Origin of the sequence: Streptomyces sp. RP5T (assembly GCF_003933965.1) — a bacterium.
Classification (GTDB): Bacteria; Actinomycetota; Actinomycetes; order Streptomycetales; family Streptomycetaceae; genus Streptomyces.
Window position 1 is genome coordinate 1 of record NZ_RSAJ01000163.1, and the last position, 15873, is coordinate 15873.

The following is a 15873-nucleotide window of genomic DNA, read 5'->3' on the forward strand; positions in this document are numbered from 1 at the left end:
GCGCGTAGGTGCCTGACACGGCCAGGTCCGCCCCGAGGGTGAGGTTCTCGGCGTCCTTCTTCTCGGGGGTGAAGTCGGCGAAGACCCGGTAGCCGCCCGCGCGGGGCAGGGACACGGGGATGCTCCAGGTGCCGTCGGCGGCCCGGGTGGGGTGCAGATGCCGGTAGGTGTTCAGGTCGCGTGAGGCGACGATGAGGTGGAGTTCCTTGTCGTGCTCCCGCCGGAAGGCGGTGACCGCGCGGCCGTCGTCGCCGCGTATGGCGAAACGGAGGTCGGCGGTGCGTCCGGCGGTGAGGCGAGGGGTCCGCAGATCGAGCGTGTAGCCCTGCTCGGCGATCTGGAGGCCACCGGCCGGGGGTGACTCCTGCCCCGAGTGGTCCGGGTGATCGGAGCGTGCCGCGGTCCCCGGCTGCGCCGCGTCGCCGTCGCCCGCGTGCGTGTCGTGCCGGGCGGGCGGCTCGTCCTCGACGACGGGGCCGATGCCCTGGCCCACGCCGTAGGCGGTGCCGAACGTCGCGGCCAGCGCGGCGGCGAATGCGGTGATCCTCAGTCCAGCGTTCATGACCGGCTCCTTGGGCTCGACGGGTTCCCGATGCACTTCACCATACCCCTGGGGGGTATCAAGTCAACCCGTTCTCACTCTTGCACTGGATACCCACCAGGGGTATACAGGAGGTGTAGCATAGAATACCCCCACCCGGTATCCATGAGGAGCAGCCGTGACCACCACCGCAGCGGCCGAGACCGAGCTCGCCATCGGCGGCATGACCTGCGCCTCGTGCGCGGCGCGCATCGAGAAGAAGCTCAACCGGATGGACGGGGTCACCGCCACCGTCAACTACGCCACCGAGAAGGCCCGGGTCACCCACACCGCGGACGTCTCGGTCCACGACCTGATAGCCACCGTCGAGAAGACCGGGTACACCGCCCAGGAACCGGCCCCACCGGAGCCGGCCGCTCCCGGCGACGAGGGGCCCGACGAACTGCGGTCCCTGCGCGAGCGTTTGGTGACCGCGGTCGTGCTGGCGGTGCCCGTCATCGCGATGGCGATGGTCCCGGCGCTGCAGTTCGAGTACTGGCAGTGGCTGTCGCTGACGCTGGCGGCGCCGGTGGTCACGTACGCGGGATGGCCCTTCCACAAAGCGGCGTTCACCAACGCGCGGCATGGCGCGGCGACCATGGACACGCTGATCTCGGTCGGTACGACGGCCGCGTTCGGCTGGTCCCTGTGGGCGCTGTTCCTCGGGACCGCGGGCACGCCCGGCATGAAGCACCCCTTCGAGCTGACGATCGCCCGCGGGGACGGCACCGGGAACCTGTACCTGGAGGCCGCCGCCGGCGTCACCGCGTTCATCCTGGCCGGGCGGTACTTCGAGGCCCGCTCCAAGCGCAAGGCGGGCGCGGCCCTGAAGGCGCTGCTGGAGCTGGGGGCGAAGGACGTGACCGTGCTGCACGCGGACGGCCGTGAACAGACCGTGCCGGTCGCGGAGTTGAAGGCGGGTGACCGTTTCCTCGTGCGTCCCGGCGAGAAGATCGCCACCGACGGGACCGTGGTCGAGGGTTCCTCCGCGGTGGACGCCTCGATGCTCACCGGTGAGTCGGTGCCGGTGGAGGTCACCCCCGGCGACGCCGTCACCGGGGCCACCCTCAACGCGGGCGGACGGCTCGTCGTCGAGGCGACCCGGGTCGGCGCGGACACCCAGCTCGCCAGGATGGCCAAGCTGGTCGAGGACGCGCAGAACGGCAAGGCGGCGGCGCAGCGGCTCGCCGACCGGATCTCCGGGGTGTTCGTGCCGGTGGTGATCGCGCTCGCGCTCGGCACCCTGGGCTTCTGGCTCGGCAACGGCGCCGGTACCGCCGCCGCGTTCACCGCCGCCGTCGCCGTACTGATCATCGCGTGCCCGTGCGCCCTGGGCCTGGCCACACCGACCGCGCTGCTCGTCGGGACCGGCCGCGGAGCCCAGCTCGGCATCCTCATCAAGGGCCCCGAGGTCCTGGAGTCCACGCGCAAGGTCGACACCGTCGTCCTGGACAAGACCGGCACCGTCACCACCGGCCGGATGACCCTGCTGGCCGTGCACACCGCCCCCGGCACCGACGAGGCCGAGGTCCTGCGGCTGGCGGGCGCGCTGGAGCACGCCTCGGAGCACCCGGTGGCCCGCGCGGTAGCCGCCGCGGCGCTGGAGAAGCTGGGCTCACTGCCCGCGCCCGAGGACTTCGCGAACGTTCCCGGCCTCGGTGTCCAGGGCATCGTGGACGGGCACGCCGTGCTCGTCGGACGCGGGCCGCTGCTCGCGGACTGGGCGATCGCGTTGCCGGAGGAGCTCCGGCGCACGAGGGACACGGCGGAGGCGTCCGGCCGTACGGTGATCGCGGTCGCCTGGGACGGTGAGGCACGGGCCGTGCTCGAAGTCGCGGACGCGGTCAAGGACACCAGTCGCGAGGCGATCGCCCGGCTGCGGCGGCTCGGGCTCACCCCCGTCCTGCTGACCGGTGACAACCGGGCCGTGGCCGAGTCGGTCGCCAGGGAGGTCGGCATCGCCCCCGCGCAGGTGATCGCCGAGGTCCTGCCGCAGGACAAGGTCGACGTCGTCAAGCGCCTTCAGGCCGAGGGCCGTTCGGTGGCGATGGTCGGAGACGGGGTCAACGACGCGGCCGCGCTGGCCCAGGCCGACCTGGGCCTCGCGATGGGCACGGGCACGGACGCCGCGATCGAGGCCGGCGACCTGACCCTCGTGCGGGGCGACCTGCGGGCCGCGGCGGACGCCATCCGTCTCGCCCGCCGCACCCTGGGCACGATCCGGTCCAACCTCTTCTGGGCCTTCGCCTACAACGTGGCCGCCCTGCCGCTCGCGGCGGCCGGACTGCTCAACCCGATGCTGGCGGGGGCGGCGATGGCGTTCTCGTCGGTGTTCGTGGTCGGCAACTCGCTGCGGCTGCGGTCGTTCAGGGCGGCCCACTGACCCGGCGGGCAGGGGTGCGCGGTGCGCGTCCCTGCCCGCCCCCAGGGTCAGCCGAACGCCTTCACCACCTGGTAGTGCGTCCAGGCGGTGCTGTCGCACGCGGCCTTCGTGCCGCTGCCGTACTGGTCCGGTCGGCCCGGGCAGCGGCCCCGGCACCGCGGACGTCGCCCACACCCCGTGCGCCCCAACTCCCCGTCAACTCCCCGTCAACTTCCGGCAACGGCCCCCGTCCGGGCCTGGACGGCGGCCAGCGCGAGCGCCAGCGGACCGGGCACCAGGAAGGCCAGCGGCACCAGCATCCAGGCGCACAGGCCCGCCGTGGCCACGGCGAGCAGCACCAGAGCACTGCCGCCGACGTCCCGTACGGCGTCCCGGGCGGCCTCCCGCACGGCGGACGGCCAGTTCGCGCGCGACTCGGGGCGGGCGCAGGCGCGCAGGCCCACCACCAGGGCGGCCGCGCCGATTCCCGCGGCCACCACCGCGAACAGCGGCGCCCCCGGCAGCCCGGCGCCGGCCAGCGCGAGGTCCGCCAGGAACAGCAGCGCCCCGGCGAGGGCGACGGCTCCCGCCGCCAGGTCGCCGGCCCGCAGCCGTCGCCGCAGGGCCGTGAAGTACCGTCCCACGGTGGCCGGTTGCCCCTCCGCCGCTCCCCGCAGCACCGCGCACGCCGTCGACAGCGCCGCCGGTGCCGTCACGACCGGCAGGCACGTCACGGCCGTTGCCAGGCCGATGCTCAGCATGTCGGCGAACAGGGTCATCCGGGGGCCGAAGACCTCACCGGGTTCCCGCGCACCCGTCCCGCTCATCCCTTGAGCCCTGAGCTCGCCATGCCCTCCACCAGGAACCGCTGGAAGGCGAGGAAGAACAGCACGATCGGCAGCAGCGCGATCACCGACATCGCGAACATCGGGCCGAACGCCGACTGGCTGGAGGCGTCCACGAACGACCTGAGGGCGAGCGTGAGCGTGAACTTGTCCGGGTCGAAGAGGTAGATGAGCTGGGTGAAGAAGTCGTTCCAGGTCCAGATGAAGGTGAAGATGGCGGTGGTGATCAGCGCGGGCCTGGTCAGCGGGAGCACGATCCGGAAGAAGCTGCGGAAGGGCCCGCAGCCGTCGATGCGGGCGGCCTCCTCCAGCTCGCGCGGCAGACCGCGCATGAACTGCACGATGAGGAAGACGAAGAATGCCTCCGTGGCAAGGAACTTGGGCAGGATCAGCGGCCAGTAGGTGTTCACCAGGCCGAGCTGGTTGAAGATGATGTACTGCGGGATGAGGATCGCGTGGTGCGGCAGCATGATCGTGGCGATCATGAAGGCGAACAGCGGCCCGCGGAAGCGGAAGCGCAGCCGCGCGAAGGCGTAGGCGGCGAGCGAGCAGCTGACGACGTTGCCGAGGACCGCGCCGCCCGCGATCAGCAGGGAGTTGGACAGCAGCCGCCAGACGGAGACGTCGTTGACGCCCTCGAAGGCCGTCTCGTAGTTGGACCACTCCAGGCGACCCGGCAGGAGGTCGAGGCTCGCGATGACCTCGTCCGCGGGCTTGAGCGAGGTGGCCAGCAGCCAGGCCAGCGGGTAGAGCATCACGAGCAGGGCGGCCAGACAGCCGGCGTGCAGGGCGACCCGTCCCCAGCGAACGGGCTTACGGGCAACGGCAGTTGTGGTCATCGGTCCCCCTCGGACGCGTAGAAGACCCAGGAACGCGAGGTGCGGAACAGCACCGCCGTGACGACGCCGATGACCAGCAGCAGCACCCAGGCCATCGCGGAGGCGTACCCCATGTGGGAGGCGACGAAGCCGCGGTCGTAGAGGTACATCGTGTAGACGAGCGTGGAGTCGGCGGGGCCGCCCTTGCCCGCGCTCACCGCGAAGGCCGGGGTGAAGACCTGGAAGGCCTGGATGGTCTGCAGGACCAGGTTGAAGAAGAGCACCGGGGACAGCATGGGCACGGTGACGGACAGGAACTGCCGCCACCGGCCGGCCCCGTCGACCGCCGCCGCCTCGTACAGCTCGGCGGGTATCTGCTGGAGTCCGGCGAGGAAGATGACCATCGGGGCGCCGAACTGCCACACCGTGAGCAGGGCGACGGCGAGCAGCGCCCAGCCGGGCCGGTTGACCCAGCCGCCGGTTCCGAACAGGTGGTCCACGGTGCCACCGTCGTTGAAGACGGCCCGCCAGACGAGGGCGATCGACATGGAGGCGCCGAGCAGCGAGGGGGCGTAGAACGCGGACCGGTAGAAGGCCTTGCCGCGCTTCATGGACTTCAGGGCGAGCGCGACCACCAGGGCCAGTGCCAGTTGCAGGGGCACGGCGATGACGACGTACGTCACGGTCGTCACCACGGAACGCCAGTACCTCGGGTCCTCGGTGAACATCTGCGTGTAGTTGCGCAGGCCGATCCAGCGGGGCGGGTCGAACAGGTTGTAGTCGGTGAAGGACAGGTACAGCGAGACGGCCATCGGGAGCAGGGTGAGGACGCTCGCGCCGAGGACCCACGGGGACAGGAACACCCAGGCGGCGCCCTCGCGTTCGCGCTTGGGGCGGCGCCTCGGGGTGGCGGCGGCCTGCTGCTTCGCCGCCGGGATCGCGGTGGTGGTCATGACCTCAGCTCCGCCTTCGCCTCGGTGACGTAGTTCTCGGCCGCCTCGCGGGGCGTCATGCGTTCGTAGGACACCTGGTCGTAGTCGCGCTGGAAGGTGGTCTGAAGGGCGTTGTCGCCGGAGGGCGGGGCTTGTGGCGGGTCCTTCAACTTCCCTTCCAGTGAAGCCTGGTAGTCGGCGACCGTCTTGTCGAAGTCCTTCAGGAGCGGCGCGGTCTCCTTGCGGATGGTCTCGTTGACGGGGATGCCGCGGGTGGCGCCGAGGATCTTCGCCGCGTCCGGGTCGTTGAGGAGGAAGTCGACGAGCCGGGCGGCCTGTTCGGCGTGGCCGGTGTGGGCGGAGACGCCGAGGAACATCGACGGCTTGAAGTACTGGCCGGGGGTACCGTCGGAGCCCGACGGCATGGGGGCCAGCGCGATCCCCGTCGGGACGATCGCGAGGTAACCGCTGGACGGGGCGTCCCAGTTGGTGTCGGAGACCGCCTTGCCGCGGCCGAGCGGGGTGTTCTCCACGGAGCCGTCGAGCTGGGTGGTCTGCTCGGCCGGCGAGACGGCTCCCTCGCGCCTCAACCCGTCGGTGAACGTCCACCACTTGGCGAGGTCGTCGGCCGTGAAGCCCAGCCGGCCGTCCTTCGTGTAGAGGGCCTTGCCCCGGCCGCGCAGCCAGACCTCGAAGGCGTCCTCGCTCTGACCGGGGTCCGTGGCGCCCGGTTTCCCGGTCTTCTCGGCCAACTCCCGCACGGAAGAGGCCCATTGGGACCAGGTCCAGCCCGCACGCGGGAGCGAGACCCCGGAGCCCTTCCACGCCTTGACGTCGTAGACGACGGTCTCGGTGCCCCGGCCCTGCGGGATCGCGTACTGGGTGCCGTCCACGCGGCCGGTGGCGAGCAGCCCGGGGTCGATCTCCGAGGTGCGCAGGACCGCCTTCTGCTTCGCCAGGTCGAGGAGGACCCCGCCGGAGGCGTACTGGTCGATCTGGCGGTAGTCGAGCTGCATCACGTCGGGTGCGTCGCCGCCCGAGGCCTGGACGGCGAGCTTCTGCTTGTAGGCGTCGTAACCCGAGAACGACGTTCTCACGGATACGTTCGGGTGCTGTTTCTCGAACAGGGCGACGGCCCGCTCGGTGCGCTCCGCGCGGTCGGGGTTGCCCCACCACGTGTAGCGGAGCACGACCTTGCCGCCGCCGACCGATTCCCCGGATCCCCCGCAACCGGCCGCCAGCGCGCAGAGCGCGAGTGCGACGGCCGAAGCGCAGAACCCCTTTGTCCTGTGTCCGGGCATGCCGAGGTCACCTCATCCCTTCCTCGGACTTTCTACGGCCCCCCTCGGAACTCCCCCCTAAGCAAAGCGTGTTACTCGCCGGAGTACGGCAGTGTCGTGCCCGGCAGGTTGTACTCGTCGCGTCTGCCGCACATCCCGAAGCCGCCGAGCCGGGTCGGCGTGGCCTGGTGGGCGGTCGCCTCACCGAGATGGGACGGCTCGCCGGACTCCAGCGCGTCCAGCTGGGCGCCGGTGCGCTCGGCGGTGGCCAGGGCCCCGGCCCGCCACAGCTCGCGCCAGTGGGGCACCTTGTCCCGCACCAGTCGGGCGGCGGCCCGCTGGAACTCCAGGTAGGGGCCGTTGTCCCCGTCGGCCAGGGCCTCGCGCAGCACGAGGTAGCCCTCGACGGCGAGGTCCCTGCGGCGCCGGGCGGCGGCCGCCGTCTCCGGCCCGGTCCCCGGCGGGAGCTGGGCCGCGGCGGCGTACCGGGCGGGGTCGGCGAGCACCTCGGGCGGGAAGGTGAAGACCGCGTCCCCGGCCTCGGGCAGGCCGCTGTTCTGCATCAGCACGGTGATGCGCAGGTCGCCGCCCTGGACCATGCGGTGCACGGTTCCCGGGGTGAACCAGGCGATCGCCCCGGGCTCCAGGGGGATCTCGCGGTAGCCGTCCGGGCTGAGCGTCTGCACGGCGCCCCGGCCGCCGGTGACGACGTACGCCTCGGTGCACACCAGGTGCAGATGCGGGCTGCCGCCGCACACGCCGTCGGCGGCCTCCCAGTCGTAGGCGCTCAGGTGGGACAGGCCCACGGCGCCGGGCAGCGGGTGCGGGAGGCCGGGCTTCACCAGGACAGGCCTTCCAGGCACGCGGACACGCGTTCCTCGTCCCAGGCGCCGTCGGCGACGACCAGCCGGTAGCGGTACGTGAAGGACTCCCCCGGCGGCAGCTCGAACTCCTCGAAGAACGCCCAGGAGAACGCGACCGTCGGGAAGGGCTGGGAGCGCACGAACCAGTGCGACTCGTGGATCGCGGTCCCGGCGTCGAGGTTCTCGGGGGCGTGTGCGAAGACGAGCGTGGTGTGGGCGTCCACATCGTCGTGCTCGGTGGTGAAGGCGAGCCAAGGGCTCTGGCTGCCCATCAGCTTGTCCGCGTCGCCGTCGGTGTCCGGGGCGAAGACCGCGCCCCCGGTGAAGTCACGGGGGCCGCGCCACTGCAGTCCGGTGTACCCGGCCATGTCACGGCCCGCGGTGGTGGGGGAACCGAAGGCGAGCGGCTCGGCGCGCAGATTGGTGAGCCGGATCGACCAGTCGAGCGCCCAGGAGCCGGCCGACTCGTCGACCGAGTGGACGGCCAGGCCGCGCTCCTCACGGGCCCACTCCTCGCCGCCGTTCTCCACCCAGGTCAGCGCCTCGGTGACGTCCAGCCGGGCGTCGGAGACCTGGAACGCGGTGAAGCCGTCGTGCCGCATCGAGCCGACACGCTCGGGAAGGGGGAGGTAACCCTGCCCGTGGACATAGCTGTTGCCGCCCCAGAAGTTCTGCCCCGACAGATGGCTGGCCGTCATCTGCAGGCCCTTGTGCCAGCGGTGGTCGCTGGGCCGGTAGCCGGTCACCGTGCGGCCGCCGAGGGTGCGCACGGGGTGGGCGTAGGGCTTGGGGGCCTCGCAGGCCTCGCGGTCGGGGCGGTAGACGTAGCGGAGGATCTCCGTGCCGTTCGCCGCCTCGACGGCGATGTGCTCGCCGTGGACGTGGCTGACGCGGATGCTCATGCGCGCTCCTTGGGGGCCCAGTGGGGGTGGTCTCCGTGCATGGCCGGGTAGAAGGGGTCGCCCGGCGCGATCTCGCCCGCGTGCACGGGCTGCCCCGTGAACGCGGCCTTGTACAGCGCGGCGGCGAACTCGAGGGTGGCCCGCGCATCGGCGCCGCTGCCGGGAGGCCTGACACCGTTGTCGTACGCGTCGAGGAGCGCACCGAGCTGGGCCGTGTGCGAGCTGGGCACGTCGGCGGCGGGCGTGCGCCAGGCGTCGGCGCGGTCGGCGGCCACGTGGGGGGCCGGCGTGTAGGTCCAGTCCTCGTTGCGGTGCCCGTACAGATGGGTGAGTTCCACGGTCGCGTCAGCGCAGTCGATGCGGATGCGGCTCACCTCGTCGGGCGACAGCACGCTGTTGACGACGGTCGCGAGGGCGCCGTTGGCGAACCGGACGAGGGCCGTGGAGACGTCCTCGCTCTCGGTGTCGTGGACCAGCCGGGCGGCCATGGCGCGGATCTCCGTCCACGGGCCGAGCAGGTGCAGCAGGAGGTCGTACTGGTGGATGCCGTGGCCCATGGTCGGGCCGCCGCCCTCGCTCGCCCAGGTGCCGCGCCACGGTACGGCGTAGTAGGCGGCGTCCCGGTACCAGGTGGTCTGGCAGTGCGCGACGCGGGGGGCGCCCAGCTCGCCGCCGGCGATGAGCTCGCGCGCGTGGACGGCTCCGGAGCCGTAGCGGTGCTGGAAGACCACGGAGGCGTAGGCGCCGGACGCCTCCTCGGCCGCCGCGATCTCGTCGTACTCGGCGAGCGACAGGGTCAGCGGCTTCTCGCACAGCACCCAGGCGCCCGCCTTGAGGGCGGCCACGGTCTGCTCCCGGTGCAGCGAGGGCGGGGTGCCGATGAGGACCAGGTCGGGGCGCGCCTCGTCGAGCATCGCGGCCATCGAGGTGTACCCGGTGACCTCGCCGCCGGCGAGTTCGCGGAAGGCGTCGAGTCTGCCCTGGTCCACGTCGACGGCGGCGACCAGTTCCGTGCGCTCGGCGTGGGCCCTGAGCGCGGACAGATGGCTGCCGCTGACGATGGCGCCGGTACCGACCACGGCGACGCGGCGGCGGGCTGGACGGGGCATACGGTCCTCCTGGGACGTCCGGCGAGGGACGCTGACGTGCGGGGAAAGCGCTTGCTCCCCGGGTCGACCCTAGATCCCCGGCGATTGTCCTAACAAGACCCCGGGCGGTGATATCGGTGAACACGGCAGGCACACCGTTCGTTCACCTGCCCGGCTCGCGCGATGTCCCCGGTCAGAGGACGGCGAACAGGTCGTCGAGCGGTCCGGGCACCTGGTCGGGGTCCAGGGCCTCGACGAGGACGCGACCGTAGTGGATCTTGCGGCCCGACCTGGTGCCGAAGAAGCGGCGCAACTGCTGCTCGGCGGTACGGCCCCGCTGGGCGGGCTGGGACAGGAAGGTCCGGAGCTGCCGCAGCTCGCCCTCCTCGCGCACGAGTTCCCTGACCCGTGGCACTCCCAGCGCGCGGATCAGCTCGTCCTCCAGGTCCGCCGCGCACACGAAGTACCCGTCCGGTGCCGCACCGGCCCGCTCCCAGCCCCGGGCGTAGAACGGCCTTTCCCGCTCGTCGCACAGTCCCGTCAGGCGCAGGCCCAGGCCCGACGGGCCGAGCAGGCCCGCGTAGCGGCCGACGCTCATCGCGCCGCCCATCGCCAGGACGCACAGCCCTTCGGCCGCCAGGTCCCGGCCCCGGCTCGCGGCCAGCGCGTCGACCGCCGCCACGTCACTGGGTCCTTCGAGCAGGACGACGGCCCGCACGGACAGCCGCTCGGCCAGTTCGCGGGCCCGGTCGCCGGAGCCGCCGGCCGCCCACGCCGTGACCGCGTCCCGGAACTCCCCCATGTGTGCCATGCCACGAGTCTGTGACATCACGGACCACGGCGACAGGCAATTTCCCCCGCCTCACCGGTTCACCCCCCGTGCGTCACCCGGATCTTGGACTGGCCGTGCGGGAGCTCCTCCCAGTCCTCCATGAAGCGGGCTCGCAGACCGTGCTTCCCGGCGAGGGCCGTGAGCGTCTCGACGCGGTAGTAGAAGTCCTCCCGCAGCACATGGTGCTCCTCGCCCTCGGTGCGGTCGAAGGTGAAGTCGAAGAAGCCGTCCGGGGCGAGGACCCGGCCGACGTGGGCCAGGCACTCCTCGATCACCGGCAGCGGCGAGTGCGAGAAGACGCTGTGCGCGTGGACGACGTCGAAGTGGGCGTCCGGCAGGAAGCGCAGGGTCAGGTCGCGGACCGGGGTCAGGTTCGGCAGCCGCTTCTGGAGGGACATCTCGGCGACGGTGTCCTGCGCGGCGAAGAGGATGTCGGGCGAGATGTCGATCCCGTGGTAGTGGCCCGGCTCCAGATGGCGGATGAAGCGCCAGCCGCCGCGCAGGTTGCCGCAGCCGATCTCCAGCATGCGGTGCCCGGGGCGCAGACCGTGGCCGAGCAGGTAGTCGAACTGCATCGCGCCGAGCGCCAGCCAGCGCTCCCGGTTGCGGCTGCCGACGGCCAGGTCCGGGTCGGTGCGGGTGTCGGAGCGCATCACGGCGCGGTAGTAGGAGACGTGGTCCGGGTGGCGGCGGCGCAGCCACAGATCGCGGGCGGCCCGGGCCAGATGGCGGGGCACCCGGTCGGGGTGGCGCAGGGCGTAGCCGACACGGTGGCCGAGGGCGGCACGGTTGACGGTGAGGTTCCTGGCGGGCATCGGGAGGCCTTTCGGAGGTCTTCGCTCTGCCGCCAAGCCTCGGTGCGGCATCCGGGGGCCCGGCTCGGTCGACAGGCTCGCGTCCGGGGGAGGTTCGGGTGAGCGCTATGTCGGCCGATCGGTTGATGCGGTCCCGCGTAAGGCACGTTAGACACGGAGCATGAACCACACCGATCCGGACGAGCGCTGGCTGGGCGCGATCGTGCACGGCGCGTTCTTCGTGCTGCTCGGCTCGTCGTTCGTCCGCTTCCTGAGCCGCGACCAGGGCGGGGCGCGCACCGGCTGGGTGGCGGCGCTGTTCGCCTTCTTCTGCCTGCTGTACGTCCTCGGCCATCTGCTGGCCCCGCCACCCCGCCCGGGACTGCCGCCCACCCGGCGTCACTTGGCGTGGCTGGGCTCGGTCACCGCCGTGTGGGTCGCGCTGCTCGCACTCGCGCCGAGCGCCACCTGGTGTGTGATGCCCCTGCTGTTCGCCGGACTGCACGCGCTGCCGCCGAGGATCGCGGTGCCGGCGGCCGCCGTGCTGACCGCGCTGGTGGTGCTCTCGGAGATACGGGTGGCCGACGGGCCGCTCAACCCGAACATGGTCGTGGCCCCGCCGGCCGTCGCCGCGGTCGCCACCGCCGTACTCGTGCATCTGCAGCGGCAGGGCGCCCGGCAGCGGGTGCTGATCGGGGACCTGGTGCGCACCCGGCACGAACTCGCCGCCACCGAGCGGCGGGCCGGTGTCCTGGCCGAGCGGCAGCGGCTGTCCGCGGAGATCCACGACTCCCTGGCGCAGGAACTGTCCAGCCAGCGCATGCTGCTCCAGGCCGCCGAACGGGTGTGGGAGACCGACCGGAGCGCGGCCCGGGAGCATATGCGGGCCGCGGCGGAGATCACCTCGCGCAGCCTCGCCGAGGCCCGCCGCTTCGTGCACGACCTGGCCCCGGCCGACCTCGCGGAGCACTCCCTCGCCCGGGCCCTCGGTGAACTCGCCCGGCGCGAGAGCGGTCCGGGACTCACCGTGGAGTTCCGGCTCGACGGGGAACAGGGCCCGCTGCCGGAGCGGGTCGCGGCGGCGCTGCTGCGCATCGCCCAGGGCGCGCTGGCCAACGTACGGGAGCATGCGGCGGCGACCCGGGCCGCGCTCACGCTGACGTGGCTGGACGACCAGGTCTCGCTGGACGTCGCGGACAACGGGCGAGGGTTCGAGCAGTCCGCTTCGTCGGCTGTCCGCTCGTCCACGCGCGGGCACGGGCTTCCCGCCATGCGGATCCGGGCCCGCCAGGCCGGCGGCACGCTCACCGTGGAGTCCACGCCGGGAGAGGGCACCGTGGTGTCGGCCGCCGTGCCGCTCGTCGTCGAGGAGCCCGCCCTGTGAGTACGACGCCACCGTCCTCCCCCGTCCGGCTGCTGCTCTGCGACGACCATGCCGTCGTACGCGCCGGGCTGCGTGCCCTGCTCTCCAGCGCGGACGGCATCGACGTGGTCGGGGAGGCCGCGACCGGGGAGGAGGCGCTCGCCATGGCGGCCCACCTGCGCCCCGACGTCGTCCTGATGGACCTTCAGCTCGACGGCGGCATGGACGGGGTGACCGCCACCCGGCAGTTGACGGCGGCTGGTGAGGGGGGTCCGCGGGTGCTGGTGCTCACCATGTTCGACACCGACGCCGACATCACCCGTGCCGTCGAGGCGGGCGCGACCGGCTACCTCCTGAAGGCGGAACAGCCCGAGGAGCTGTTCTCGGCCATCCGTGACGCGGCCTCGGGCCGCGCCACCCTGTCCGCCCCGGTGGCCGACCGCCTGCTGACCAGGCTGCGCAGCCCGCGCCCCGCGCTGTCCGCCCGGGAGCACGAGATCCTCGCGCAACTCGCCCGCGGCCTCGGCAACCGGGAGATCGCCCGGGCCCTGTTCATCAGCGAGGCGACGGTCAAGACCCATCTGGGGCGGATCTACACCAAGTTGGGCGTCGAGACCCGATCCGGCGCGGTGGCCGTGGCCAAGGAGCGACGACTGCTGCCGTGACCGGCGGCCACCGGTCTCTTCGCCGGGCGCCGGGACCTTGGTCGAGCGCCGCGACCGCAGCCGGGGAGCCGCGGCCGAGGCCCTGTCCGGAGGCCGGAACCAAGGGCGTCCGATCCGCACTCTTCCGTTACGGCAGGCACCCTTGACAGCATGCGTACTGTTTGGCGACGTTTGGTCCTTGCCGGCACTTCGACCGGCGGGACGCGGGCGCCGCGTCGTGGGGGGAATGGGGGGACCGATCGCCCATGCGATCCATGAGCACTGACACGGACATAACGATCCACAGACCCGGCGAGCTCGACACCTCGCTCCGCAAGGCCTGGCACCGGGCGATGGACGAGTCTCCCGACTACGGCAACCCGTTCCTGGCACCGGAGTTCGCGGCCGGCATCGACAGGCACCGCGCCGGCGCCCGGGTGGCGGTCCTGCACCAACGCGGCGAGGCCGTGGGCTTCCTCCCCTACGAACGCGGCTCCTTCGGCGTCGGCCGGGCCATCGGGCTCGGCCTGTCGGACTGCCAGGGGCTCGTGCACCGCCCCGGGGTCACCTGGGACACCCGGGCGCTGCTGACGGCGTGCCGGCTCAGCGTGTTCGAGTTCGACCACCTCGTCGAGGAGCAGAAACCCTTCGCCCCCTACGTCACCGGGACGTTCGCCTCCCCGGTGATCGATCTGAAGGTCGGCAGCGACAGTTACCCGGAGTGGCTGCGGGGGGCGTATCCGGGGCTCGCGAAGACGACCCTCAAGAAGGAGCGGCGGCTCGCTCGCGACCTGGGCGAGGTGCGGTTCGTGTTCGACGAGCGCGACCCGGGGGCGCTGCGCACGCTGATGCGGTGGAAGTCGGCCCAGTACCGCAGGACGGGCCGGATGGACCGGTTCGCGCGACCGTGGATCGTGAACCTCGTGGAGGACCTCTTCCAGGTGAGGGAGGAGCACTTCACCGGGGTCCTCTCGGTCGTGTACGCCGGTGACCGGCCGGTCGCCGCCCATTTCGGACCGACCTCGCGCACGGTGTTCGCCCCCTGGTTCACCGCGTACGACCCCGAACTGCGCTACTACTCCCCCGGCCTGCTCATGCACCTGCGGATGGCCGAGGCAGCGGGGCGGCGCGGCGCCCGGCTCATGGACATGGGGCGCGGCGACAAGGAGTGGAAGGACTGGCTCAAGACCCGTGAGCTGCGCGTGGCGGAAGGGTTCGCCACCCGCCCGCACCCGGTCGCGACCGCCCACCGGCTGTGGCGCCGGCCGGTGCGGGGCCTGCGCAACACGGTCAACGCCCACCCGGCCCTGCGCGAGCCCGCCGACCGTCTCCTGAAGACCGTCGGCACCCTGCGCACCTCCGGGCACCGTTCGGACTTCCGTGGCACGGGACCGCCGGCGAACTGACGCGGGCCCGCTCGACCCGGTTCCCGCACGGGAGCCGGCTCATGTCCGCTTCCACGGCCCTCCCCCGGCCCGTCGACACAAGGGGTACCGATGCCGTACGGCTCGCGGCTGACCGCGACGATGACCCGGCGACTGGGACGCCCATGCGTCTACACGCCCTCGGCCCGGCTGGCCCTGTACCTGGCGCTGCGGCGCTGGTGCCGGCCGGGCGCGAAGGTGCTGATGTCGCCCGTGAACGACGACGTGATTCTGTTCGTGGTCCTCGCGGCCGGTCTGCGCCCCGTGCTGGCGCCCGTGTCCGTGTGGGACGGCAACATCGACCCGGCCGCCGTACCGGAACCTACCTGGCGCGGCGTGGACGCGGTCCTGACCACCAACCTGTACGGCGTCCCCGACCGGGTCCTCGAACTGCGGCGCCGCTGCGCGCAGTTGGGGATCCCGCTGTTCGAGGACGCGGCGCACGCGATCGGCAGCCATGTGGACGGGCAGCCGGTCGGCACCTTCGGCAAGGCGGCGGCCTTCAGTCTGTCCAAGCACGTGGCGGGCATGGCGGGCGGCTTCCTCGCCGTGGAGGACGCGCGCACGCGCCGGGAGCTGGAGCTGCTGCGGGACGACCTCCTGACCCCCGGCCGGCTGCGCGAGGACCTCGCCACCACCCTGCGCCCGCTGGCCCGGTCCGCCGTCCGGTCGCTGCGTCTGGTGCACCCGGTGTGGCGGACCATGGAGCGCCTCGGGCTGATGGAGCGCGACGCGTTCCGGATGGACCTGCGCGCTCCCCGGCTCGCCGCCTCCGCCCGGGAGGCCCCGAGCCTGACCGCCTACGAGCAGTGGGTCCGCGTCGACCTGCACGGCTACCGCTCCCGGCACGGGACGCTGGTCCGCGGTCAGCTGGGGCTGCGGATGGCCCGGCTCGACGCGGACCTGACCCGGCGCAGGGCCGGGGTCGCCCTGCTGGCGGGCACCCCGTGGGCCTCGCCGGCGCTGCGCGACCGCACGGCGCACGACGGCCCCCTCCCGCTGTTCCGGGTGCCGCTGCTGGTCCACGACCGCGACGCCCTCGTACAGCGGCTGGTGCGGCACGACGTGGTGTGCGGCTACATCTACGACCCGCCGCTGGACGACTACGCGGGCGCGGAGTTCGTCGAGCCCTCCCCGGACCCGGAG

The 15873-nt window shown here is 72.5% G+C and carries 14 protein-coding genes and 1 pseudogene; 5 read left to right on the forward strand and 10 right to left on the reverse strand.

The genetic code is table 11. The annotated features are described in order from the left end of the window. Positions 1-562 (reverse strand): annotated as a pseudogene (locus tag EHS43_RS18840) (hypothetical protein); the annotation flags it as partial. 157 nt (positions 563-719) lie between these two features. Between EHS43_RS18840 and EHS43_RS18845 the strand changes: the two are divergent. After that, on the forward strand, positions 720-2963 hold the full coding sequence (locus EHS43_RS18845) for a heavy metal translocating P-type ATPase (protein WP_312023427.1): 2244 nt from the start codon (positions 720-722) through the stop codon (positions 2961-2963). A gap of 206 nt (positions 2964-3169) precedes the next feature. Here EHS43_RS18845 and EHS43_RS18850 read toward each other — a convergent pair whose 3' ends face one another. The 9 genes from EHS43_RS18850 to EHS43_RS18890 form a co-directional block, all read right to left on the reverse strand. Continuing rightward, positions 3170-3769 (reverse strand): hypothetical protein, encoded by a 600-nt coding sequence (locus EHS43_RS18850; protein WP_125191936.1) that lies wholly within the window; start codon positions 3767-3769, stop codon positions 3170-3172. Beyond that, a complete protein-coding gene (locus EHS43_RS18855; protein ID WP_125191937.1) occupies positions 3766-4626 on the reverse strand; it encodes a carbohydrate ABC transporter permease in 861 nt (286 codons plus the stop codon). The genes EHS43_RS18850 and EHS43_RS18855 overlap by 4 nt, the downstream gene beginning before the upstream one ends. Then, complete coding sequence (locus EHS43_RS18860; protein WP_125191938.1) at positions 4623-5558, reverse strand: carbohydrate ABC transporter permease; 936 nt, start codon at positions 5556-5558, stop codon at positions 4623-4625. Before EHS43_RS18860 ends, EHS43_RS18855 begins: the two co-directional genes overlap by 4 nt. Beyond that, on the reverse strand, positions 5555-6838 hold the full coding sequence (locus EHS43_RS18865; RefSeq protein ID WP_125191939.1) for an ABC transporter substrate-binding protein: 1284 nt from the start codon (positions 6836-6838) through the stop codon (positions 5555-5557). Before EHS43_RS18865 ends, EHS43_RS18860 begins: the two co-directional genes overlap by 4 nt. 71 nt (positions 6839-6909) lie before the next feature. Beyond that, positions 6910-7680 carry a cupin gene (locus tag EHS43_RS18870; protein ID WP_260470601.1) on the reverse strand — a complete coding sequence of 257 codons (771 nt, stop codon included), beginning with the start codon at positions 7678-7680 and terminating at the stop codon, positions 6910-6912. Then, positions 7656-8582 carry a PmoA family protein gene (locus EHS43_RS18875; protein ID WP_125191940.1) on the reverse strand — a complete coding sequence of 309 codons (927 nt, stop codon included), beginning with the start codon at positions 8580-8582 and terminating at the stop codon, positions 7656-7658. Before EHS43_RS18875 ends, EHS43_RS18870 begins: the two co-directional genes overlap by 25 nt. Next, positions 8579-9691, reverse strand: a complete 1113-nt coding sequence (locus EHS43_RS18880) for a Gfo/Idh/MocA family protein (RefSeq protein ID WP_125191941.1) — start codon at positions 9689-9691, stop codon at positions 8579-8581. Before EHS43_RS18880 ends, EHS43_RS18875 begins: the two co-directional genes overlap by 4 nt. Positions 9692-9863: 172 nt before the next feature. Then, entirely contained in the window at positions 9864-10481 is a 618-nt protein-coding gene (locus EHS43_RS18885; RefSeq protein WP_125191942.1) for a TOPRIM nucleotidyl transferase/hydrolase domain-containing protein, read from the reverse strand. Positions 10482-10540: 59 nt separating this feature from the next. Further along, positions 10541-11317, reverse strand: coding sequence for a class I SAM-dependent methyltransferase (locus EHS43_RS18890; protein WP_125191943.1), 777 nt, complete (start codon positions 11315-11317; stop codon positions 10541-10543). Between the two features lie 160 nt (positions 11318-11477). On the opposite strand from EHS43_RS18890, the gene EHS43_RS18895 reads away from it, so the two are divergent. The 4 genes from EHS43_RS18895 to EHS43_RS18910 form a co-directional block, all read left to right on the forward strand. Continuing rightward, positions 11478-12680 (forward strand): sensor histidine kinase, encoded by a 1203-nt coding sequence (locus tag EHS43_RS18895; RefSeq protein ID WP_125191944.1) that lies wholly within the window; start codon positions 11478-11480, stop codon positions 12678-12680. Continuing rightward, entirely contained in the window at positions 12677-13324 is a 648-nt protein-coding gene (locus tag EHS43_RS18900; protein ID WP_125191945.1) for a response regulator transcription factor, read from the forward strand. Before EHS43_RS18895 ends, EHS43_RS18900 begins: the two co-directional genes overlap by 4 nt. Before the next feature lie 245 nt (positions 13325-13569). Further along, positions 13570-14709, forward strand: a complete 1140-nt coding sequence (locus tag EHS43_RS18905) for a GNAT family N-acetyltransferase (protein WP_125191946.1) — start codon at positions 13570-13572, stop codon at positions 14707-14709. Positions 14710-14799: 90 nt separating this feature from the next. After that, positions 14800-15873 (forward strand): DegT/DnrJ/EryC1/StrS family aminotransferase (locus EHS43_RS18910; RefSeq protein ID WP_148104059.1); only part of this gene is annotated, 1074 nt, incomplete at its 3' end.